Source organism: Candidatus Lernaella stagnicola (genome assembly GCA_030765525.1).
Taxonomy (GTDB): Bacteria; Lernaellota; Lernaellaia; order Lernaellales; family Lernaellaceae; genus Lernaella; species Lernaella stagnicola.
In genome coordinates this window covers 56,186-77,329 of sequence record JAVCCK010000030.1, presented here as the reverse complement: position 1 = coordinate 77,329, position 21,144 = coordinate 56,186, and the positions used below count along the sequence as shown (strand labels likewise).

General features: G+C 63.8%; 18 protein-coding genes and 1 tRNA gene. 15 read left to right on the top strand and 4 right to left on the bottom strand.

The window, feature by feature from the left end; all coding sequences use genetic code 11:
- Nucleotides 1–55 precede the first annotated feature (55 nt).
- From P9L99_14185 to P9L99_14145, 9 genes are read left to right on the top strand one after another with little or no spacing between them, the layout of a single operon-like run.
- Nucleotides 56–2,080 (top strand): phage tail tape measure protein, encoded by a 2,025-nt coding sequence (locus tag P9L99_14185; protein MDP8224505.1) that lies wholly within the window; start codon nucleotides 56–58, stop codon nucleotides 2,078–2,080.
- Nucleotides 2,077–3,345: a DNA circularization N-terminal domain-containing protein gene (locus tag P9L99_14180; GenBank protein ID MDP8224504.1), complete on the top strand. Its 1,269-nt coding sequence runs from the start codon at nucleotides 2,077–2,079 to the stop codon at nucleotides 3,343–3,345. Before P9L99_14185 ends, P9L99_14180 begins: the two co-directional genes overlap by 4 nt.
- A 9-nt stretch (nucleotides 3,346–3,354) precedes the next feature.
- The gene (locus P9L99_14175) at nucleotides 3,355–4,425 is read left to right on the top strand and encodes a hypothetical protein (GenBank protein ID MDP8224503.1); all 1,071 of its coding nucleotides are present in this window, start codon (nucleotides 3,355–3,357) and stop codon (nucleotides 4,423–4,425) included.
- A complete protein-coding gene (locus P9L99_14170; protein ID MDP8224502.1) occupies nucleotides 4,425–4,844 on the top strand; it encodes a hypothetical protein in 420 nt (139 codons plus the stop codon). Before P9L99_14175 ends, P9L99_14170 begins: the two co-directional genes overlap by 1 nt.
- A complete protein-coding gene (locus P9L99_14165; GenBank protein MDP8224501.1) occupies nucleotides 4,841–5,203 on the top strand; it encodes a hypothetical protein in 363 nt (120 codons plus the stop codon). The genes P9L99_14170 and P9L99_14165 overlap by 4 nt, the downstream gene beginning before the upstream one ends.
- On the top strand, nucleotides 5,203–6,585 hold the full coding sequence (locus tag P9L99_14160) for a baseplate J/gp47 family protein (protein ID MDP8224500.1): 1,383 nt from the start codon (nucleotides 5,203–5,205) through the stop codon (nucleotides 6,583–6,585). Before P9L99_14165 ends, P9L99_14160 begins: the two co-directional genes overlap by 1 nt.
- A complete protein-coding gene (locus P9L99_14155; protein ID MDP8224499.1) occupies nucleotides 6,585–7,964 on the top strand; it encodes a DUF2313 domain-containing protein in 1,380 nt (459 codons plus the stop codon). The genes P9L99_14160 and P9L99_14155 overlap by 1 nt, the downstream gene beginning before the upstream one ends.
- The gene (locus P9L99_14150) at nucleotides 7,964–9,172 is read left to right on the top strand and encodes a hypothetical protein (protein ID MDP8224498.1); all 1,209 of its coding nucleotides are present in this window, start codon (nucleotides 7,964–7,966) and stop codon (nucleotides 9,170–9,172) included. Before P9L99_14155 ends, P9L99_14150 begins: the two co-directional genes overlap by 1 nt.
- A gap of 8 nt (nucleotides 9,173–9,180) precedes the next feature.
- Nucleotides 9,181–9,768 (top strand): TIGR02594 family protein, encoded by a 588-nt coding sequence (locus tag P9L99_14145; protein ID MDP8224497.1) that lies wholly within the window; start codon nucleotides 9,181–9,183, stop codon nucleotides 9,766–9,768.
- A gap of 111 nt (nucleotides 9,769–9,879) precedes the next feature.
- Here the strand turns inward: P9L99_14145 and P9L99_14140 are convergent, their stop codons facing one another.
- The 3 genes from P9L99_14140 to P9L99_14130 all read right to left on the bottom strand — a co-directional run bounded on the left by P9L99_14140 (nucleotide 9,880) and on the right by P9L99_14130 (nucleotide 13,077).
- Entirely contained in the window at nucleotides 9,880–10,380 is a 501-nt protein-coding gene (locus tag P9L99_14140; GenBank protein ID MDP8224496.1) for a helix-turn-helix domain-containing protein, read from the bottom strand.
- A gap of 29 nt (nucleotides 10,381–10,409) precedes the next feature.
- The gene (locus P9L99_14135; protein MDP8224495.1) at nucleotides 10,410–10,961 is read right to left on the bottom strand and encodes a hypothetical protein; all 552 of its coding nucleotides are present in this window, start codon (nucleotides 10,959–10,961) and stop codon (nucleotides 10,410–10,412) included.
- Nucleotides 10,962–11,328: 367 nt separating this feature from the next.
- Nucleotides 11,329–13,077: a PKD domain-containing protein gene (locus tag P9L99_14130; GenBank protein ID MDP8224494.1), complete on the bottom strand. Its 1,749-nt coding sequence runs from the start codon at nucleotides 13,075–13,077 to the stop codon at nucleotides 11,329–11,331.
- A gap of 205 nt (nucleotides 13,078–13,282) precedes the next feature.
- Between P9L99_14130 and P9L99_14125 the strand changes: the two genes are divergently transcribed.
- The 5 genes from P9L99_14125 (at nucleotide 13,283) to murA (ending at nucleotide 18,341) form a co-directional block, all read left to right on the top strand.
- Entirely contained in the window at nucleotides 13,283–14,101 is an 819-nt protein-coding gene (locus tag P9L99_14125; protein MDP8224493.1) for a hypothetical protein, read from the top strand.
- Between the two features lie 136 nt (nucleotides 14,102–14,237).
- Entirely contained in the window at nucleotides 14,238–15,995 is a 1,758-nt protein-coding gene (locus P9L99_14120; protein MDP8224492.1) for a PKD domain-containing protein, read from the top strand.
- A 118-nt stretch (nucleotides 15,996–16,113) separates the two neighbouring features.
- Nucleotides 16,114–16,187: transfer RNA gene (locus tag P9L99_14115), tRNA-Pro, on the top strand.
- Between the two features lie 19 nt (nucleotides 16,188–16,206).
- Nucleotides 16,207–17,058 carry a peptide chain release factor N(5)-glutamine methyltransferase gene (gene prmC / locus P9L99_14110; GenBank protein MDP8224491.1) on the top strand — a complete coding sequence of 284 codons (852 nt, stop codon included), beginning with the start codon at nucleotides 16,207–16,209 and terminating at the stop codon, nucleotides 17,056–17,058.
- A gap of 26 nt (nucleotides 17,059–17,084) precedes the next feature.
- Nucleotides 17,085–18,341 carry a UDP-N-acetylglucosamine 1-carboxyvinyltransferase gene (murA, locus tag P9L99_14105; protein ID MDP8224490.1) on the top strand — a complete coding sequence of 419 codons (1,257 nt, stop codon included), beginning with the start codon at nucleotides 17,085–17,087 and terminating at the stop codon, nucleotides 18,339–18,341.
- A 3-nt stretch (nucleotides 18,342–18,344) separates the two neighbouring features.
- On the opposite strand, the gene P9L99_14100 is transcribed toward murA, so the two are convergent.
- Nucleotides 18,345–19,193, bottom strand: coding sequence for a secretin N-terminal domain-containing protein (locus tag P9L99_14100; GenBank protein MDP8224489.1), 849 nt, complete (start codon nucleotides 19,191–19,193; stop codon nucleotides 18,345–18,347).
- A 108-nt stretch (nucleotides 19,194–19,301) separates the two neighbouring features.
- Between P9L99_14100 and P9L99_14095 the strand changes: the two genes are divergently transcribed.
- On the top strand, nucleotides 19,302–21,143 hold the full coding sequence (locus P9L99_14095) for a DUF4388 domain-containing protein (GenBank protein MDP8224488.1): 1,842 nt from the start codon (nucleotides 19,302–19,304) through the stop codon (nucleotides 21,141–21,143).
- Nucleotide 21,144 lies beyond the last annotated feature (1 nt).

Genomic DNA, 21,144 nt, shown 5'->3' with positions numbered 1-21,144 from the left:
GGCCGCCAGCGGGCGGCCCGTTTTGTGCTCGAGAACCTGACGAATCGAGGACCCTTTGGGTAAAACCTACAACGTCGGCGCAGAATTACTTTTGCGCGATCGCATGAGCGGGCCACTCGGCGCTGCCGGCGGTGCGCTCGAGCGCCTCTCTGCGCTCGGCGGCGACGCGGGCCAGCAGTTCAAGGGCATGGCGAAAGACCTCGCCAAGGCCGGCGCCGCGGCGTTGGTGGCGAAGAAGGCCTTTGGGGGGTACGCCCGCGGCGTACGCGAAGCCGCCGGCCTGAAATCGGCCGACGTCGATTTGAAAATTGCCGTGTCGCGAACCGGCGACGATCCTGCCGCGATCGAACGCACGATGAAACGCCTGCGGGCCACGGCGTTCGACGTCAGCAAAGACGTCACCGGCACGCAGGGCGACGTCGAGCAGATGTTCGCGGCTGGTCTCAAAATGGGCTTCTCCGAAGACGTTCTACTCGGCGGCCTCGGCCGCGCCGGCGCGTTACTCGCCGAAGCCACCGGGCAAGACAAAGCCACGGCGCTGCGCCAAGCGGGCAAATTCGGCACGCCCTTCGGCGCCAAGGGCGGCGAAATGGAGCGCTTCGCAAACCTGCTCGTCCAAGGTGCGGATACCGGGAAGTTCGAATCCGCCGCGCAATTCAGCCACGAGATGAGCCGCGCGGGCCCGGCCATTGCCGCGCTGGGCGGGTCGGCCGAAGACGCCGCGACGCTGCTGGCCATGATGTCCGAGATCCGCACGGAGCAAATCGGGACGTCGGTCGCCGCGGCAATGCGCGAACTCACGGCGGGCGGCAAACAAAGCAAACTCCGCAAGTACGGCCTCGACCAAATCATCGACAAACAAAGCGGCTCGATCAGGTCGTTACCCGATGTCCAGCGCGTGCTGCAGCAGGCCCTCGGCGGCCGCAAAGGCGCCGACCAGTTGCGCATCCTAAACGAAGTTTTCGGTAGCGAAGGGTCGCTATTCGCCCAGGCGCTGCTCGGCGGTGCCGACGCCGCCAAGGTGCAGGCCGATATGCTCGGCCGGTTGGCCGTCGAGGAGCGAAACCGGCTGAAGTCGGGCACGTTCGAAAAGGCGTGGGACGCCATGACCGGCACGTTCACGACCGGCATGCAAAACGCCTTCCTGCCCGCCGAGGGCTGGGCGACGAGCGCGGTGAACAAACTAAACGAGCTGCTCGTGTCGCCGGCGGCGGCCAAAATCCAGGGCAGCGAGGGCGCGCAAACAGGGATGAGCGCGGCGCCGCTTATTGTGGGCAGCGCGGCGATAATCGCGGCCGCGGTGTTCGGCAGCCGCGGGATAGCCAAGGGCGTCAAGGGCTGGAAGGCCGCGGGCGGCATGAAAGGCCTTCTCGGCAGCGACGCCGCGGCGCTCGTCAAAGCTAAATCGCTGGAGAAAATCGCCGGCGTGCAGCCGGTGAGCGTCGTCAATGTGTCCGACTTCCAAGGCATGTTCGGAGGCGGCGGCGCGGCCGGCACGGCGGGCCGCGACGCGGTCCAGTCCGCCTCGCTCATGGCGCGGCTGACGAAAAACCGCTCGTTGCCGGGAACGCTCGGCAAAGGCGCGGCGTTGACCGGCGGCGCGGCGGTCGCCGCCACGGCCGCGGTCGTCGCGGCCGGCGGGGCCGCGATTTATGGGGTCGACAAAACGGCGAAAGAGGCGCAGGCCGCGCGCGCCGTGGCCGACGCGCAACTCGCGCGGCGTAAAGGTCACGGCAGCCTCGTCGAGACGGTCACCGAAACAAAACGGCAGGCGGCCGAGCGCCTGGGCTGGAACGACGAACGGATGCAGGCCGAGATTCGCTCGACGATCGCCGGCTACCAAGCCCAGGGCAAGGTCGCCCAGGGATATGACGGCCTCGGGTCGAACTGGTGGGAAGGCGCGAAAAAGTCGTGGACGGCCGTGTTCGGCGGCGACGACGGCGTCGCGGCGAAGCAACAAGCGGCGGCGGATAAAATGGATGCGGCTGCCGCGAAAATGCCCGACACCATCGACGTCAAGGTAACGATCGACCAGGAAGGCACGCGCAGCACGGCGAAGCTGCACCGGAGAGGCCAATGAATATTTGGCTGAAAAACTCCGTCCCCGCCTTCTATGACGGCTTCCCGCTGTTCGCCGCCAGCGCCCGGCAAACCTACGAATTCAATACCGCCGCGCACGGAGCCGTCGGCCGCCTCGGCGAAGTGAACGAGCCGCTCGGCGCAAAAAGCCGCGTGTTCGACCTCACCTTCGTTTTTATCGGCACGAACTTCGAAGCCCACAAAACCTTCGCGCGCCTGCTCGACGGCGCGATCGTGCCGATGAAACCCGGCATCTTAATTCACCCCACGCGCGGCATGCAGCAGGTGTACCCGCTGCGCTATACCGAAGAAGTCGACGCCCGCGAATTGTGCGCCACCATCAGCGTCACGTTCCGACGCCACGCCATCGCGCCGGAAATCACCGCCGAGTTCGGCGTGGGCGTGCCGGTCCTGTTCGACCTGATCGTGCTGGCGCCGAATTTGGGCCGCTACCTCGCGTCGCTCGCCTTTATTACGGGCTGGAACGCGGCGGCGCTGGCCGCGATTATGATGCTCGTTCGCATCGCCGGCGACCTGCCGACCATGATCGACCGATCGATCGACAGCCTGGCCGACAGCCTGCAGTCGTGGTTCGAAGGCAAGCTGGCCGACCCCTTCGACATCGACTCGCCGACCGAGGACCTGGTGAAGGCGCGTTACGACGTCGTCGACCAGATCAACCGCGACACGCGCAAAGCGCTGGGCCTGCGCGAGGCCGTTTACCAGGGCATTCTCGACGGCACCTACAGCTACGATCCGGGCGTGTACGCGGGCGGCGCGCCGACCGCGCCGGGCGTGAGTTCGCCGCCGGCTTCGCAGCACGCGGCGCTGGTCGCGGTAGCGCAGTGGGAGACCGCCGCGGCGGCATACACGGCCAATCAATTGATCGCGCACGTGCAGGCGGCAGCGCGGGCGGGAACGCTCGACGCCGTGGCGGCCGACGCCGCGGCCGTGTTCTTGCGCCGGCGCATCCGCAACACGATCGCGCTGCAATCGGCGACAAACCCGTACTACGCCGGCCCGGCAGTGACGCAGCTCTCGCGCGTGGGCGACAGCCTCGTGCGCACGCTGGCGCAGATCCGCTCACCGCGTCTGCAGGTGCGGCGTGAAACGCTGGATCGCGACAATCGTCCGCTCGTGCTTTGGACCGTCGACTGGCTGGGCGCGGCAAATCGCGCCGGCGAAATAAGAGCCCTCAACCCTAACGTGCGCGGTGATTGGAACCGCCTGCCGGCCGGCACCGACCTGCGCGTTCCGGCCGCATAAGGAAAGAAAATGCCCGTACCGCTGCCATTGATTTTGACCACCGACGTTGCAGGGATACTCGCGGCGTGGGAGTCGATCGATCTGGACAGCGACATGCTCGTGCCCAGCGACATGCTGCACCTGGTCGGGCCCAGCACGCAGGACGGCGTGCCGATGGCGTGGCCGCTCCTGGCGCGCTGCAATCGCCTGATCGCCACGCTCGGCCCGGTGCCGATATTCACCGGCAACCGCAGCAGCGCGACCAACGAGGTATCACAGACGGGCGACCAAATCGCCATCGAGGGTTGCGACGCCGCGAAGGTGCTCGTCGACAGCCCGCCGCTTATTCGCTTTCGCCGCCCGGCCGGCAGCCTGGCGACCTTTGCCGCCGAGCTTTGCGGCCAACTCGCCGTGCCGGTCGTGGTCGACGCCGCCGCGCAGATCCCGCGGGCGCAAACGACCAGCGCGTCGCCCTCACAGCCGGTGTGGTCGATCCTCGAGCCGATCGCGAAAGAGTGCGGCTGCACGATGTGGTGTGACGCGACGGGCGTGCTGCGCATTGAATCGCTCTTGCCCTATTACGCGATCCCGCCCGTCGCCACGCTGGCGTCGATGCCCAGCGGCCCGCAGGCGGCGGCAAATAACATCACCAGCTACACGCTGCGCGACGACGTCGAGGCGCGGTTCTCGCACATCGTCGTCCAGGGCGGCGGCGGCCAACGCGCCCGCCACGGCACCATCGCCACGGGCATGCTCGGCGCGCCGGCGCTCGGCATGGCGGTGGATCCCGAGTTGATCTCGCGCGGCGTCTACCGCCCGCTGGTACTCGTCGATCAAGACGCGAAGTCGATTGCCCAGGCGCAAGCCAAAGCGATGCGCGAGGTCGCGCTGCGCCGCCTGCAGGGCACAAAGATCGAACTCGAAGTGGCGGGGTTCACGACCGAGACCGGCCTGCCGTGGCAGGTTGCACAGATGGTACTCGTGTCGATCCCACACAAGGGCGTCGCCGGGCCGATGTTCGTCATCGCGCGGCGCCTGATGCAAGACCTAAGCGGCGGCAGCCGCACACGGCTCACGCTGGTCGAACCGGGGGTGATGTAATGGCCACCCTGCGGGAACTCGAACGCCGTCTAGCACGCCTTGAACAGGCGTATCAACACGCTATAAGCGCCGTTTCAGACCCGGTTACCGGCGGCGCGGTCGAGACGTATTTCGTCGGCCTCGACGGCGTGCCGAGTCCGGAGCCCGCAATCGTCGCGCCGTTCCCCGGCTGCGCCGTCGTCGTGCCGCCCGGCTGCAGCGTGATCATCGCGAACGCGACCGACGACCCGCTGGTGGTCGCCGGCAATCCCTCGCCCGTGGCGGCCAAGGCGATGATCGCCTGGCGAATCGAGGCGCAGGCTGCCGGCGGCGGCATCGTGATCGTCGATCCGGTGGCGGGCACCGGCGGCATGGTCATCACGCCGACCGGCGTGGATATCAAAGGCGGGCTGAGCGTCGAGGGGGTGCCATTACCATGACGTACGGATTTGCCTATTTCGGTGCCGGTTGGCGCGTTTCTCCGGCGGGCCAAATTCAGCGGGCCACGTCGATCGTCGATAAAGCGCGGCGCCTACTGCGGCCGTTGTGGGGCCCGGTGTGGAGCGATCCGGAGCGGGGCGACCCGCCGCGGCCGCCGAAATCGGTTGACGCGATTGACGTGATCGTCGGCGACCGGGCGTTCGAGCTGTTGCTGCCGATGGTGCGCCGCGGCGAGATCTCCGGCCTCGACGTGCAGGTGTTGGAAACGACGAACCGCAAGCGTCGCCACGTAAAAATCTTTTTCCTCGACGAGCACAAGAAACCGCACGTGCTCAGCGAGTTTGTGAGGTTGTTGTAATGCCGAGACACTCTGATTATGCCGTGAAGCCGACGGCCGAGATCCGCGACGATATCTGCGCGGCCGTCCGTAATACGCTCGAAGGCGTGCGCGCCGACTCCGCCGGCGATGACGTGTTTGACCTGGCGACGGGCAAGGCCGCGGCGTTGCAGGAAGCCTACGGGCACCTGCAGGCGGCGACCGACGAGGCGTTTCCCGATACCGCGTCCTACGACAACCTGGTGCGCCACGCGCGCCGCCATATCGGCGACCCGCTGGCCGCAACCAAGGCAGTCGGCCTGGTCGCCGGCGCCGGCGCGTTTTACGTCACCGGCACGATCGCCGCAACCTGGTCGGATGGCGACACCTTCATTCATCAAGAAACGGCGCAGCGCTACGAGGCGACGGCGGGCGGCGAACTCGTCGACGCGGGTGACGGCACCGGCGCGGCGTACGTCCCGGTCGAGGCCATCGTCGCCGGCGACGCGGGGGCGCTGGCCACCGGCGAGGCGGTGTTGTGGGAAAGCCAGCCGGTCGGCATCGCGGCCACGGCCACGGTAAACGGCAACATGACCGGCGGCACGGACGCGGAGAAGCAGGCGCACTACCTCGATCGCTACCATTTGTCGATCGAGAATCCGGCCGCGGGCGGCACTGCGGCGGACTTCAAGAACTGGGCGCTGGGCGTCGAGGGCGTGGGCTTTGCCGAGGCGTTCCCGTACCGCCGCGACGTGGGCACCTGCGACGTGGCGGTGCTGGATATGGAAGGCGACAACGTGACGGCGGCGGTGCTTTCGGCCGTGCAGGACGCGCTGGATGAAAACCGGCCGGTATGCGCCGCCGGGGATCCGGACGCGGCGCCGCCGCTGGAACAGCCGCTGGCGGTCCATCCGGTGCTGACGGACGTGGACTTTACCTTCGGCCTGAACATGGCCAAGGGGTACGAATTCAGCGACACGCCCTCGGCCACCGTGCAGGAGGGCAGCAGCAGCCGGACGATTCGCCTGATCGATACGACAGGCTTTGAGGTCGGCCAGTGGGTTGCGTTTCGCGACCTGCGGCGCGCCCGGAAAATCAGTGCGGTCGACGCAACGGCGGACACGCTCACGCTGGCGACGCCGTTGCTGGACGCGGATGGTGAGCCGGTCGCGCCAAGCTCCGGCGATTTGGTAATGCCCGGTTGCCCCACATACGACACGCTCGCGGAGGCGATCGAAACATACTTTGCGGAGATCCGGATCGGCGCGAGCTATTACGAGTCAAAGGGCCGCGCCACCCTGACAAATCAATTCGAAGTGCTCGACGCGACGCAATCGCCGACGGGCAATGTCACGGCGCTGGTCGACGAAACGACCGTGCAGGCGCTGCGCATCGGCACGCTCATTCTGCAGACGGCAAGCTGATGCTGACCGACTACCCGATTTATCCCGCGTTCACCGACGATTTCGCCGACGGCGTGGCCGACGATGAATGGACCGACGGCGGCGCGGGGACCGTCGAAGAAGACGGCGGCGTGTGCCACATGGCCGTTACGGGCGCAGCGCTCGCCTACCGCAGCCTCGACTGGTTTCACGCCACACGCTGCGAGGTGGCCGTCGACGTGTCGATCAGCTTCGCACTGCCGGCCGGCGCCAACAACATCGCCGCCGGGCTGTTGTTTTCCGGTGCCGACGCCGACGTGCAGATGTCGTGGAGCCTCGCGCGGGAAAGCACGGGTTACTCCCTCTTCCTGTATGGCGGAGCCGTCGGCCTGTTTAGCGAAGCCCACGACGGCAGCGACACGAGGCTCGCGGTGCGGCGGCAATCGGCGGCGCGTGTGGAGTTCGGTGTGATCGAAGACGGCGAGTTCGTCGTCAAGGCGACGGTCACGGACTGGACCGAGACCTACGCGCTGGTTTCGATGACGCTGTATTCGACCGAGCCTTCCGGCACGGCCGCCTGGGCCGACTTCTCCTACACCAGCGACGAGACCCACGTCGGCCGCATCAACTCGCGCCTGCTCGGCCAGCACCTGGCAAACACGATTCGAGTGTACGGCAGCGGATTCGCCGCCGGCGCGACGGCCACGTTGGTCTCGCCTGCCGGCGACGCTGTTTGCGCGACGACGGTCGTGTCCAGCAGCGAATTGACCATCGTCACGCCCGTGCAGACCACGCCGGGCTGGCGGCGGCTCGAGGTGCGCCCGCACATGGCAGGCCCTCTGTTCACCCTGGGCGACCTTCGTGCGACCGGTGTCGGCTATCGGTTGCTGCGCGCGCTGCTGCCGCCGCAACGTTACACCGACGACACGGCCAATTTGTTCAACGTGTTCCTCGCGGCCCTCGGCCTCGAACTCGACCGGCTCGATGCGGCGATTGTCGCGCTGAAAAACGAGGAAATTCACCCGGAAACCACGATCGGGCTCATCCACCGGCACGAGCGGCAGTACGGCTTGCCGATCGCGACCGGCCACACGCTGCAGGAGCGTCGTGACCTGGTGATTCTGATGGCGACGATGAAGCCGCGACTCAGCGTGCCGTATCTCGAAGCGCTGGCGCAGGCCGTGAAGGCGGACGCGGAGATCACGGAGAACGCGCCGTACGCCGCCTTCGGGAACATGATCTGGCAATACCAAATTTATGAGTCGGAGCCCAACGAGCTCGACCGCATGGCGCACGCGGCGATCGAGCGCATGCTGCGCGGCGCCGGCCCCGGCTGGGCACGCCCGGCCGTCGGGCATGCGGGCTTCATCGTCGGCGCGTCGTGCGTCGGCCGCGACTTTGTGACGAAGGAGGCAGGCTGATGCTTGTGAAGAATTGGCATGACGCCGTGACGTGGCTTTACGCCGCCGAAGCGGACGCGATCGGGAAAAACTTTCAAGGCGCGCTCACGCCCGGCGCGTATGACTGGACCGGGTTCGAGATGCTCATTTGGACCGGCACGACCGTTACGGCGGGCGATTTGGGCGACGCGAAACTCTACTCCGCCATCGCCACGATGGACACGTGGTATTCGCAAACGATCAATTTGCTCACCGCGGGCGAGGCCGGCGGGCCCGTCGACGCCGGCACCTACGATATTTATATCGACGCAAAGGCCGTCGACGCGGGCGGCGGCGCGATGGAATATCGCGCGTGGCTGCGCTTTGCGGCGACCGGCTCCCTCGACGAGACGATCTACCTCGTCCTGGGCCGCGCGATGGTCTGGGACGGCGCGGGCATCACCGTCGTGCCGACCGTGCGAACGGATCTACACGGCACGGTGGACGTGCCGCGCGTAGGCGCAGGCTATGAATTTGCGGCGGTGCTGGCCGATAGCGATCGCGGCGCCTGGATCGACGAGCTCGCCGACGTGACGGTGGATGAAAACGCGGCAATCAATTTTATCGGCGCCGCCGAAATCATCGCCGACGTCGGGAACCTGTCGATTGACCTCGGCATCAACTCCACCGTCCTGCTCGGTACGAACGCGCAAATTGAACTGGCCGGCGCGAACGCCTCGCTGGTGTGCGACGCCGCCGCGTACATTCAGGTCTTCGGCCAATTACTCCTCGATGACGGCTCGCTCAATTACATCAAAGACGGCGCGTGGCTCTTCGTCGACGAGGGCGTCGTCGTCGTCGATGACGGCGGCCAACTCATGCTCATGGACGGCTCGACCATGCAGTGGGAAGACGGCGACCCGCCCGCGGCGTCGCCGGCGCAAAACGAGATGACCGGCGCGTCGTTCGCCAAGGCGTGGGCACTGGTCCATTCCGACGGGACGATCCTCGCCTCGCTCAATGTCAACGCCGTCAACCACGTCGCCCTCAGCGGGGTTTACGCCCTGACATTCCAGCGGAATTTTGCCGCGGCGAATTACGCGGTGACACCCGTGGCCAACAGCGGCCCGGCGGTCGCAAACTCGAGCGCGTGGAACATCGCCGGGTTCACCGTCACGACGGTCAATTTGGCCGGCGCTGCGACCGACGCCGGCTTCAGCGTCGCCGTGTTCGGTGGCGACCAAGCATAGGGGAGATCATGAAAACGAATTGGTGGCTCAAATTCGCGGCGTGGCTCGGGCGGATGTATGGAATGGCTACGTGCCCGAAACGACGAATCACGCCGCCGCTGCCGTCACCAAAGCGGGCACGGCCGCCCGTGGCCCTGCGGCCGGAGGCGCTGCTGGCGAAAACCGAGCCGGCCGTTCCCGCGTGGTATGGCGTCGCGCTGGCCGAGCTCGGCCAGGCGGAAATCGCCGGGCCGGATCACAACCCGCGAATCCAGGAATACCTCGCCTCGAGCGGCTTAATGTACGTGGCCGACGAAACCGCCTGGTGTGCCGCCTTTGTGAATTGGTGCCTGCAGCAGGCGGGCCTCGAAGGCACGGAGCGGCCTAACGCCCGCTCTTTCCTCGCATATGGCGAGCCGGCCGACACGCCGCGCGTGGGCGATATCGTCGTCCTTTGGCGCATCGCTCCGGACCATTGGACCGGCCACTCCGCGTTCTACGCAGGGGAGGAAAACGGCGACCTGCTGCTGCTTGGCGGCAACCAGGGCGACTGCGTCACCGTCGCCCGCTACTCGAAAGACCGTGTCCTCGACATCCGCCGACCCCCGGCCGCCTGAGCGGTTTTGCTCTTTGATAATTAAATAAAAGCGGCGGCGACCCGAAAGCAAACGCGTCGCCGCCGAAATCGAGGGCGGAGGTAATAGCCCACGACGAGGCGGGCTGCTGATCTACTCAGATCGGTCGGGGGGCGTAAATTCCACGTGCGCGCTCGTGCGCACGTAGTCAAGCTTGGCTGCTTTGAGGGCTAGCCGTAGCTTGCGCTTCATGGCCCTTCGATACCGCTCCCCGTCCCGTGCGGCGGTCGTCTTGTCCAGCCGCCCGCGCTTGCCGTAAAGCCATTCGGGCGGCGTCCAAGGCACGGCGAAGTGGAACACGCCGCCGCTGAATGTGGTTTGGATCGCTGGGTCAACGAACTCGCCAACCGCTGCGATTCGCGGTAGCAGCGCCACCGCTGCCTCTTCCGAGGTCAGCCAGCCGCCCCGGCGCGTACCTAAATGTTCCCGCCGATACCGCTCGATTTCATCGGCGGAAATCCACAGATCCCGCCCTCGTTTGACAGCGGCGATCTTCCCCTTCTTGGACTGTGCCTGAAGGGTCTTAGGGGACACCCCCAGCAGGTCCGCTGCCTCTTTCAGTGTAGACCACTCGCCCATCGTCATCGTCGCCATTGCCCCCTCCATCCCGGCTTGGCCGGTGGTTAGATTTGCTCATTCGCTGCTAAGAGAATCTGACGAATGATGTCGTCGTGGCTTTGGGCCAAGTCCAACTCCGCCGCCGGAACCCGCGCCACCCTCTCTCCGCCAACCTCTACGATGATTTGAACCGGCGCGGGGCCTGAATCAGTCGGGAAGCCGCCAAACGTCCGAACGTCAGCCCCGATCCCGAAACGGTCAAACCGTTCCGCCACTTCGGCCGGTACGAACTCTGTCAAATCGTCAATCTCAAGACCGTCCAGGCGGGTGATGGGGGTTTGCGGCGCGGCCGGGCAAAGCGATTCTTCGCTCGGAAGCGGCCCGTCAGCGGGCTCCGCCCCCAAACCAATAAGATCATCGATGATGCTGCTTGCTACCCGGCGGGTGTGCTGGGTCTCCCGGCAAACGCTTTCGCGTCGGCTCGCCATTCCCATTTCCCGCACGCCGTGGACCATCCCGGCTGCTTCCTCGCCGGCGACCAATCCAGCCTGGATCGCGCCAACCACTAATCTTTGGGCGAATGCGACCTGAGCTTCTGTCGGCATGAACCGTTCCATGACCCGCCCCCTTCCGTTTGCCCCGTTGTTTGTTCCGTTTGTCATCATGGGTATAATATAGGGTGGACGCCTTACGTTGTCAAGTGTTTTTTCGGTTTATTTCATTTTTTTACAGGCCCATTGAAACGGCCGATAATCCCCCTTTAGACGGTGTTTGAAAATCTAATAAATCAACAGCGCCGGCGACTTCTGTTGGAGTCTCCGACGCTGTTTCTGCGCCTTTTCTCAGCGTTTTCAGCCAGATCGGCCCAAACGCCCTTTTGAATCCACGACGCCCCCTTTGCCTCACCCCGCCGCATATAGTGAATTAACTATCCATGCGACGACATTTAGCAAACCAAAAGCGCGCCTACAGGTTTACGTTGCGCTAGCAGCCGCAGCCGTCGTCGTTGTCATCGTCGTCGTCGTCACCGGCGTCGGGGCTTGCGTCGTCGTCGTCGCCCGCCGTGGTGTCGTCGTCGTCGGTCGTATCGTCGTCACCGACCGTGTCGTCGTCATCGTCGTCGACGGGCGTTCCGCCGGAGATCGTCACGATCATCTCGTCGGTATCCTGGTATTCGATGTCGGAGACCTGCAGTTCGAAGGTGTAGTCGCCGTCCACGGTTGCCGTGAAAGTCGGCGCGGCGGTGAATTCGCCGTCCAAGGTCACATCGGCCGGGCCGTCAACCAAGGTCCACAGATAGAGCAGCAAGTCTTCGTCCGGGTCGCTGGAGCCGCTGCCGTCCAGGGTGACCACGGTATTCGCGTCGGCCGCGATGTCATCGCCCGCGTCAGCCACCGGCCCGGCATTGGTGCCCGCGTAGCGCGCCACGGAAAGGTTCATGCCCACGCCGTAGCCGCGGGTGTTGTTGGCGAAGTCCATGGCCATGAAGCCGTAACCGCGCGGATCGCCGGTGTAGCCGGGATTCGAGCCGATCGTGTCGAAGGTCCAGGTTGCGCCGCCGTCGGTGGTCACGAGCACGAGGGAGGAGGCAGCGATGCCGCGCTGGTGCGCCGCCGCGGCGTAGCCGAGGCTCGGGGTGAGCATGCGGATGTCGCTGATGATGTACTTCGAGTTGTCGGGGCCGGTGTCGGGAATCGAGCCCGCCTGCCAGGTGATGCCGCCGTCGTGGGTCATCTTGATGGTGTTTTCGGCGTGGGAGCTGGCCCATTCGTCGGTGACGACTACGCCGTTCATCTCATCGAGGAACTGCAAGCGATAAATGGAGTAGACGCCGTCGCCGTCGTAGACTTTCTCCCAGCTATGGCCGCCGTCGACCGTCTTGTACAAGTTGCCGTACTGGGCCTTGTCGCCGGCGTTCTTGGTCGGGTCGTAGCCCTCTTCGAGCATCTGCATGCGGCGAATCGGGTTGCGGAAGTAGTCGAGGTAATCGCGCATGGCGTAGTAGGTTCTTTTCGCTTCGTCGTCGTCGGCCGGCTCGCCTTTGTCGGCTTCACCGGGGGCGCCGGTGGCCACGTAGCCCAGGTCGGGGGTCAGCCACCACATGTCGGTGATGGAGGAATTGAGGCCGGTTTCCGGTGAGGGCAGGCTTACCCACGAGTCGCCGAAATCCATGCTTTTGATGAAATAGCCGTTCGAGCCGCCCGCGTAAATGGTTTCGCCGATGATCTTGAGGTCCATGGCGACTTTGGTCATGTTGCCGCCGCCGTCGTGTTCCACAAAGGTTTCGCCGCCGTCGGTGACGGTCCAGATGAACGAGCGCATGCGGAACATGCAGGCGAACATGCATTGCGGCATGTCGGGGAACTCTTCCAGGCATTCGTCCGGAACGGCCATGCCCACGACGACGCCGTGGTCCATGTCGTACCAATCGCCGTCGAGCATGAAGGTGAAGAAACTCACCATGTCACAATCGTCGCCGGTGCCTTCGAACTGAAAAATGGAGGTCCAGGTTTCACCGGCGTTTTCGGTTTTCCAGGCCCACTGGGCGCCGTAGGCGGAGAATTGGTTGATGCCGATGGTAAACGCGTTGTTGTCGTCCACCGCCGAAACCGCCAGATAGCCGGAGCTAATCGCGCCCGCGCTGGCGTCGAGGTATTCCCACTCACCCTGGCCGGCCCAGGCGGCCGATACGAGCAGCAAAGTGAGAATGAGAGCCACGGAAATTCGTTGCATGGGAGTTTCTCCTTAAGGGGCTGTCGAGCCCGGGTATTTACCAAACACGAAACCGCAGATTACGGCAGCGGCTCACTCGCGTCAAGTTTTCACCCGGCGGGCCGGTAAGATCGGATCGCAGCCGCGCGGGAAACAAATTGAATTACCGATGTGGCTGTGGTATGCGTGACGCGGTGCGACATTCACATAGCAGGGGAAGCTTCAGATGAGAAAAGCTACCGTTTTTCTTTTTGCACTGGTGTTGTGCACGGCGGGAGCCGTGCCGGCGCTGGCCGATACGGCTTTCACGATGTCCGAGCGGCAGCTTATGGGAAGGTTGGGCCTGAGTTACTACGTGACGAGCAACTACCTGGACGGCGAGGGCGACCGCCATCATCTGCACGAGGCGTTTTACCGCGAAATCGGGGGTCATTTGACGTTGCGTTGGGCGGTGCTGGACAAGGTGGAACTGGGTTTCGCGGCTCACGTGATCAACCAATACATCAACGACAAATTCGACGAGGAAAACGAAACGGCGCTCGGCGATGTGGAGTTGGACACGTTGTGGCGGATCATCGGAGGTCACCGGGCGGCGCTGGGCGTGTCGGCGAAGGTGAAGCTGCCTTATTTTTACGACGAAACCAAGCCGCTACCGCCGGGCGACGGTCAGCTTGACCTCGAGGGGCGCGTGCTGGGCGGCGTGAAGATCTCTCTGTTCACGGTGGGCGTTGACGTCGGTTACCGATATCGGGATGAGGATCCGGCCGATCTGTACGTGTACGGCGCGGAAATCGGATTTGCTTACAACATCGTTTACGGCACGCTGCGGCTGGACGGCCACTCCTCGGTGGGCAACGAAGCCGACGACGCCCAAACCGTCTATTGGCAGCGCGGCCCGGATTACGACGCGGGCTATACTCACATTCAAGTCGGGATCAAGGCCGGTAACCACTGGAGTTTCGACTTTACGGCGATTTATCCCGCCTACGGTCGTAATATCTCGCAAGGGACGATGCTTTTGTTGGGAACCAATGTCCAATATTAAGTCACGCGGAAAGATTGACACTCTCCATAAGGCCGTTCTAGTATCAGGGGCTGAGGAATCACGGCCCGCGAAGCCGCGGATAAGGATGAACGGATCCCGCTTGGCGGCGTCATAATATTTCAGGAGGTTTTTCGAAATGAAGAAAGTTAGTATTTTGTTGGCACTGTGCATGGCGGCTGCCCTATGGGCCATGCCGGCGATGGCCGAATACGGAGTCTGGGAAGAAGTCTGGGATCCGTTGCCGTACCCGCCGGGTTTGTCCAACGCCGCGGTCATGGGCATTACGGTGCCGGATGAAGACACGGCCTACACGGTGGGCATGTATCAGAGTGGCGCGCTGTCGATTCAGCACGCTTGGGCCACGCACAACGGCGGCCAGACATTCGTACCGATTCACGAATTGGACATGACCTACATAACCGATGATTGCATGATGCTGCAGATCATGAACATGTTCCTGCAGGTCGACTCGACGGGTCCGGACAACGTGCAGCTCATCGGCTTCGGCATCAACCCGGAATGCCTCGAGCAGACGCCGTTCCCGGCGTGCATGTTCGTTTGCATGCTCCAAATGCAGACCATGATTGAGTACTCCAACGACGGCGGCATCAACTGGACCGTGGCCGAGATTAACGGCGCCAGCATGATGAACATGGCCACCGCGATGGATTACGCCGACGACACCATCGGGTACGCGGTCGGCGGCCCGCAGTACATCATTCGGACGCAGGACGGCGGCGCGAGCTGGAACCGCATCAACTCGCCGGGCAACAACGAGACTTACTTCAACGACGTCGATTTCATCACGCCGGAGTACGGTTTCATCATCACCGGCTCGATGGAAGACGAACCCGAGGCCAAGGGCGAAATGACCTATGAAGAGGCCATGGCGATGTACCGCAGCGCCAAACATCGCGCGCTGTATCAACACGACCCGATGTATCGCTTGAAGTATCGTGAAGAGCACCCCGAATTGATGGGTGGCAAGTACACCGACGGCCAAATCTACCGCACCCACGACGGCGGCCAGACCTGGGAACTAGTGCAAGATACACCCAGCGATGGCTACATGTGGGTCGAAATGGTCGATGAGGACACCATCTGGGTGATGGGCGATCCGCACGTCTACACGACGCATCCCTACAACCTGTGGGTCTCCGAAGACGCCGGCGACACCTGGGAAGATGTGACTTCCCGCGTGCCGCAGCCCAACATTCCGGGCGCTCCGTCTTACGCGCTGGGCGCGATGTCCTTCCAGCCCAGCGGCCAAATCGGATTCCTGGGCGGCGCGGCCGGTAACAGCTTCAGCTACAAAGCGCTGATCATGTATTCCGATGACAGCGGCTTGACCTGGCAACAGGAAGACACCGTCGTGCCGTGGGGCCACCCGATACTCGGTTTCGGCTGGGGCAGCAACAAGCTCGGTTATGCCGCCGCGTTCGACTTGGCGGTTTACAAGTACACGCAGCTTAATGACCCGCCGATTGCCGACGCGGGCGATGATCAAGAAGTCGACCTCGGTGACACCGTGGCCCTGGACGGCAGCGGCTCCTCCGACGCCGACGAAGACCCGTTGACCTACCTGTGGGAAGCCGACGGCGTGACCTTTGATGACGCGACTGCCGTGGCGACGACCTTCACGGCCGGTACGGCGGGCGACATCATCGTGACGCTGACCGTCGACGACGGCACCGATGCCGACACCGACACGGTGACCATCACCGTGTTCGGCAGCGACGACGATACCGTTGGTGATGACGACACCACGGGCGACGACGACACGATCGGTGACGACGATACGACCGGCGATGATGACACGACCGGCAGCGACGACGACAACGGCGGCGACGGCGCCGACGACGATGACGACGACGACGACGGTTGCGGTTGCTGATCGAGTAGCATTGAAACATAAAAGCGCGGCGGGTTTCCGCCGCGCTTTTTCTTGGGGCCGGCCCCATCGTTCGTCTTGAGCCGGCGGTGGCCGCGTGCTATTTTCCGGTGTCATTTTTCGGGGCGTGGCGCAGTCTGGTAGCGCACCGGTTTTGGGAACCGGGGGTCGCCGGTTCGAGTCCGGCCGCCCCGAATCGAGTCGAAAGACGATCATGAATGAAACCTGGACTGTTCTAAAACTGCTCCATTGGTGTCGCGACTATTTCGCGGGCAAGGGAATTGAAAGCGCCCGGCTCGATGCCGAAGTGCTGTTGGCGAAGGTATTGGGCTGCGACCGCGTGGGGCTGTATTTGCGCTTCGATCAACCGCTGGAGGCCGGCGAACTGGCGACGATGCGCGAATGGGTGCGGCGCCGCGGGTGCCGCGAACCGGTGGCGCACTTGGTAGGAACCCGGGAGTTCTACGGGTTGTCTTTTCTTTGCGACGCCCGCGCGCTGGTTCCACGGCCCGAGACCGAACTGCTTGTGGAAACGGCGCTCGCGTTACTGCCGGAAACAAACGCCGCGCTGTGCGAGGTCGGCACCGGCAGCGGGTGCGTGGCCGTCAGCCTGGCCAAGCAACGCCCCGCGTGGCGCGTAACGGCCACCGAAGTGTCGCCCGAGGCGGCCGACCTGGCGCGCGAGAACATTGCGCGGCTCCAGGTGGAAGACCGCGTTGAGGTGTGCGAGGTAAGCTTGCTGGATGCCGAGGCCGGCGGATTCGACGCCGTGCTGAGCAATCCGCCCTATATTGCCTCGGGAGACTTGGCGACGCTGATGCCCGAGGTCGCGCAGTATGATCCCGCCCTGGCGTTGGACGGTGGCCCGGATGGTTTGGATGTGATTCGCAAGCTCGTACCCCGGGCGCGTGAAGCGCTCAAACCGGCCGGTTGGCTGGTCGTGGAGTGCGGGGCGGGGCAGGCCGACGCGGTAGCCGAGTTGTTCGCGGCGGGCGGCTTTGACGGCGTCGAGAGGCGTTGCGACCTGGCGGGCATCGAGCGAGTAGTGATCGGACGCCGCAGCTAAGCGGCGAGGAGGCGGTTGTGGAAAAAATGGTCATCACCGGCGGCGAGAGGCTGCTGGGTGAAGTGCGGGTAAGCGGGGCGAAAAACGCGGCGTTGCCGATGTTGTGCGCCACGATTCTCACCGAAGCGCCCAGTACCTTGCGCGACGTGCCGCAACTGCACGATATCCGCACGGTCAAACGGCTGCTGGAAGGCCTTGGCGTGAAGCTGAGCGGCGAGAACGGCGACATCCGCGTCGATCCGGCCGGCTTGGTCGGCCACGAAGCGCCGTATGAAATCGTCAAAACCATGCGCGCGGGCGTGCTCATTTTGGGGCCGCTTGTGGCGCGGTTGCGCCGGGCCCGCGTCTCGCTACCCGGCGGTTGCGCCATCGGCGCGCGACCGGTGGACCAACACCTGCGGGGTTTGCAGCGGCTGGGCGCGAAAATCACCGTGGAGCACGGATACATCGAAGCGTCGGCCCCGCACGGTCTGCGCGGCAACACGGTATGTTTCGACTTCGTCACCGTCGGCGGCACCGAGAATCTCATGATGGCCGCCGCGCTCGCCGAAGGCGAAACGGTGCTGGAAAACGTGGCGCGGGAACCGGAAATCACCGCCTTGGCCGATTGGCTGCGCGGCATGGGCGCGCGCATCGAGGGCGACGGCACCGACGTGATTCGCATTCAGGGCGTGAGCGAATTGCACGGTGTCGAACAAACCCTGATCGCCGATCGCATCGAGGCCGGTACGCTGATGGTCGCCGCCGGCGTCACGCGGGGGAATATCCTGCTGAAAAACGCGCCGCTGCACCATTTGCAGACCGTCGTGGAAAAGCTGCGGCAGGCGGGCCTGACGATCGAGCCGGAAAACGGCGACCTGCGCGTGATCGGTCCGCACCGCATACACGCCGTCGACGTCAAGACGCGCCCCTATCCGGGCTTCGCCACCGATATGCAGGCGCAATTGATGGCCCTGGCGTGCCTGGCCGACGGGCTTTCGGTGATCACCGAAACGATTTTTGAGAATCGCTTCATGCACGTCTCGGAATTGCAGCGCATGGGGGCGCAAATCAGCATCGAAGGAAACACCGCCCTGGTGCGCGGCGTGCCGCTGCTGTCCGGCGCGCCGGTGATGGCGACCGATTTGCGCGCGTCGGCGAGTTTGGTGTTGGCCGGGCTGGCGGCCGACAGCGTGACCGAAGTGCTGCGGATCTATCATTTGGATCGCGGCTACGAACGCCTGGACGACAAGCTCAACGCGCTGGGCGCGAAAATCCGCCGCGCCAAGCAACCGATACCCTAACCGTTAGGGCTCGATGGTCGCCCGCATCAAATAGACGGTATCGGTCGCCGCGTGGTTCTGCTCCAGTTGTTCGAAGACTCCCTGCAATATCGTCGTTTGCGATTGCCCGGTCACCGAGCCGAGTAGGAACTGTTCGCCGCTTTGAATTCGCACGACGGTGGCCAAATCTTCGGCGACTTGCACTTGCCGCCCGGCGTCGGTGAACCATACCGTCTGCGGGAACACGGCCAGCTCAATCTGCTCGCCCACCACGCGCGGGCGCACCATCAACGAGACCTGAACGTCTTGAATGCTTCCGGCGACCAGCGGGCGCCGCCCACGTCCGACAGCGACTCGATCGGGCGAGAAACCTTGCTTGCGCCCGGTCACCAGGGCGGCGGTGCCCCCTTCCAGCACGCGGACGGTTTGCCGGGAGGCGTCGGTGCTGCGGTGGATGCGTTTGGTGACGCCGCCTCGGGTGCCGACGAGGCCACCTCGTTCGGTGCCTTCCAAGGGCAGGGTGCCCACGCGCCAGCCGCGTCCTTCGACACGCCATGTGACGTCGATGCCGAGGTTTTCGTATTCGGTTTGGCCGACGCGCTGCCATTCGACAAGCACGTTGCGCAGGGGAACGTCGAGTTGCTGCAGGACTTTTTTGACCCGGGCGATAGCGGCCTGGTCGCCCTGCACGATGATGCGGCCGGTGCGCGAATCGATGCCGATGGTGGCGGTTTTTCCGGCCGCCGCCTCCAGGGCGGGCAGGAGGCTTTGGGCGGTCCGGTGGCGTGGTTGCAGCACGACAACGTCGTCGGCCGCGAATGTGGAGACCGCGAAGAGCGCCGATATGGCGGCAATAATCAGCAGGCAGGACATTTTTTTTTCGACAAATTGGAATTTAGTCTTTCCAACGTGGCGAAAATAGTGGAAAATTCGCACGTGGCTTGACACGCAACCAGAGACTCGAACAAATTTTCGTACATGATGCCTATTAATCACGACACTCGCCCCTTAGAAACGCCCGCTATTAAGGGTAGTTTAACCCAGATTCATCCCGCTAGGTTAATTTATGGATTCTTCAAGGCCAAAAAACGGGGTGTGCTTTCTTTCGACGGTGATCCGACCCGCGTTCGGCTCTACCTGAACGAAGGCTGTTTGGTGCTGTGTGAGCGGTTTCTGTTCGAGGAGCCCGAGTTCGGTTTGTTTTTAGTGCACCACGGTGTCATTACCAGTGAAGAGTTACAGAATTTCGGCGCGAAGGCGAAGGCGGAAGAGACCACCGCGCTGCACCTGATGATCGAACAGAAAATGGTCCAGTACGGGCAAATTCGTCGTCTGGCGGGCATCTATTACGAACGCAATATCATGGGCTTGTTCAACTGGCGCAGCGGCGATTACGCGTTTTACGAGCAGGAGATGCCCGATTCTCAGGAGCTACCCGACCCCCAGCGCACGCTGCGTTGGCTGATCGACGGTATCCGCAAATATTATCACCCCGGGATGATCGAGGATCGGTTACGCAAACGCTCCGCGACGCCCTTGAAAACCTTCAAGGACGCGCTGATCGACCTTGATGACGTGTTGGTCACCGACGCCGAAAAGCAGATCGGCCAATGGATTCGCGAGGGCAAGACGCCGGGGGACATCGTCGCGGAGTCGGAACTAGATGCGCCGGACGTGCGCGCCCTGATTTTCGGCCTGCTGACCATCGAATGCGCGAAATTCGCCCGCAGCGGCGTCTCTCGAAAGAAAAAACGCGGCGAAACCGAAACCGCCGCGCCCACGGCCGAAGAGGGAAAATGGGAATGGGCGTTCCGGCAGGCTGAAAAAAGCGTGGATCGTATCCACGAGGAAGTCGCCCAGGAACCCGAACCGGAGCCGGCGGCGGCGGGTCAGGACGAACACCACCATGCCGAGAGTATGAAGCTCGCCGCGGAGATTCTGCGCCGAGCGGCCGAGCAGGGTGTCGACATCTCCGATTTGCGGCAAGCCGATTCCACCGAATCTCTGGCGGTCTTGCTGCGTGCGCGAATCAAGCAACGGCTTGAGGAAGTACGGGGCGGTCGGGCCGGCGACGTTGAGGAAGCGGAACAAAGCATTCACGAAAGACCGGCTGACGTGACTCCCACGGAGACGTCGGCGGACGATGTCGAATCGGACGCCGCGCGGCACGTGGCGGAAGAGTTTCAGCAGATTATCGAAGGCCGGTTGGCCGATGCCGACGACGGGCAGGCGGAACCGGATGAAATCGGACTGGATCAACTCGACGATTTCGATATCGGCGAGCTGCCGGATATCGACGCCGAAAATGCCGACGACGATTTCGGCGAAATGGTCGACCGCACCAACGTGGCTGCGGCCGAAGACGACGGGTTGAACATCGACTTCGACGCGCCGGACGAGTTGGCGATGGGGGAAGATATGGAGCCGGACCATCTTGATTTCGCAGCCGATGATCCTGCCGATCAAATTTATCGCATGGGCGTGGCTCTTCTGGAACAGGAAGAATTCGAACGCGGTTTCGAAGCGTTGAACATCGCTCAGGAACGTGGTTTCGCCGAGCCCAGTCTGCACGTGTACCTGGGATGGGCGTATTTCAAAACCCACGAACGAACTCCTGAAACGCTGCAGAATGCGACGGCCCGCGTGCGCGAAGCGCTCAAAGTGGACCAGCGCAACACCACCGCCTACGTCTACCTCGGCCGCATTCACAAGGAGGCGGGCGATACGAGCATGGCGGAGTTGTATTTCGTCAAAGCCCTGGAAATCGATCCGGATTGCCGTGCCGCCAAAGAGGCGATCCGCGACATCTACTCCGCCCGCTGAC

Excerpts from the sequence above, each read along its gene's own strand:
- P9L99_14180 (MDP8224504.1), top strand. The coding sequence starts at position 2,077 with ATGAATATTTGGCTGAAAAACTCCGTCCCCGCCTTCTATGACGGCTTC.
- P9L99_14175 (MDP8224503.1), top strand. The coding sequence starts at position 3,355 with ATGCCCGTACCGCTGCCATTGATTTTGACCACCGACGTTGCAGGGATA.
- P9L99_14170 (MDP8224502.1), top strand. The coding sequence starts at position 4,425 with ATGGCCACCCTGCGGGAACTCGAACGCCGTCTAGCACGCCTTGAACAG.
- P9L99_14165 (MDP8224501.1), top strand. The coding sequence starts at position 4,841 with ATGACGTACGGATTTGCCTATTTCGGTGCCGGTTGGCGCGTTTCTCCG.
- P9L99_14160 (MDP8224500.1), top strand. The coding sequence starts at position 5,203 with ATGCCGAGACACTCTGATTATGCCGTGAAGCCGACGGCCGAGATCCGC.
- P9L99_14155 (MDP8224499.1), top strand. The coding sequence starts at position 6,585 with ATGCTGACCGACTACCCGATTTATCCCGCGTTCACCGACGATTTCGCC.
- P9L99_14150 (MDP8224498.1), top strand. The coding sequence starts at position 7,964 with ATGCTTGTGAAGAATTGGCATGACGCCGTGACGTGGCTTTACGCCGCC.
- P9L99_14145 (MDP8224497.1), top strand. The coding sequence starts at position 9,181 with ATGAAAACGAATTGGTGGCTCAAATTCGCGGCGTGGCTCGGGCGGATG.
- P9L99_14140 (MDP8224496.1), bottom strand. The coding sequence starts at position 10,380 with ATGGCGACGATGACGATGGGCGAGTGGTCTACACTGAAAGAGGCAGCG.
- P9L99_14135 (MDP8224495.1), bottom strand. The coding sequence starts at position 10,961 with ATGGAACGGTTCATGCCGACAGAAGCTCAGGTCGCATTCGCCCAAAGA.
- P9L99_14130 (MDP8224494.1), bottom strand. The coding sequence starts at position 13,077 with ATGCAACGAATTTCCGTGGCTCTCATTCTCACTTTGCTGCTCGTATCG.
- P9L99_14125 (MDP8224493.1), top strand. The coding sequence starts at position 13,283 with ATGAGAAAAGCTACCGTTTTTCTTTTTGCACTGGTGTTGTGCACGGCG.
- P9L99_14120 (MDP8224492.1), top strand. The coding sequence starts at position 14,238 with ATGAAGAAAGTTAGTATTTTGTTGGCACTGTGCATGGCGGCTGCCCTA.
- prmC (MDP8224491.1), top strand. The coding sequence starts at position 16,207 with ATGAATGAAACCTGGACTGTTCTAAAACTGCTCCATTGGTGTCGCGAC.
- murA (MDP8224490.1), top strand. The coding sequence starts at position 17,085 with ATGGTCATCACCGGCGGCGAGAGGCTGCTGGGTGAAGTGCGGGTAAGC.
- P9L99_14100 (MDP8224489.1), bottom strand. The coding sequence starts at position 19,193 with ATGTCCTGCCTGCTGATTATTGCCGCCATATCGGCGCTCTTCGCGGTC.
- P9L99_14095 (MDP8224488.1), top strand. The coding sequence starts at position 19,302 with ATGCCTATTAATCACGACACTCGCCCCTTAGAAACGCCCGCTATTAAG.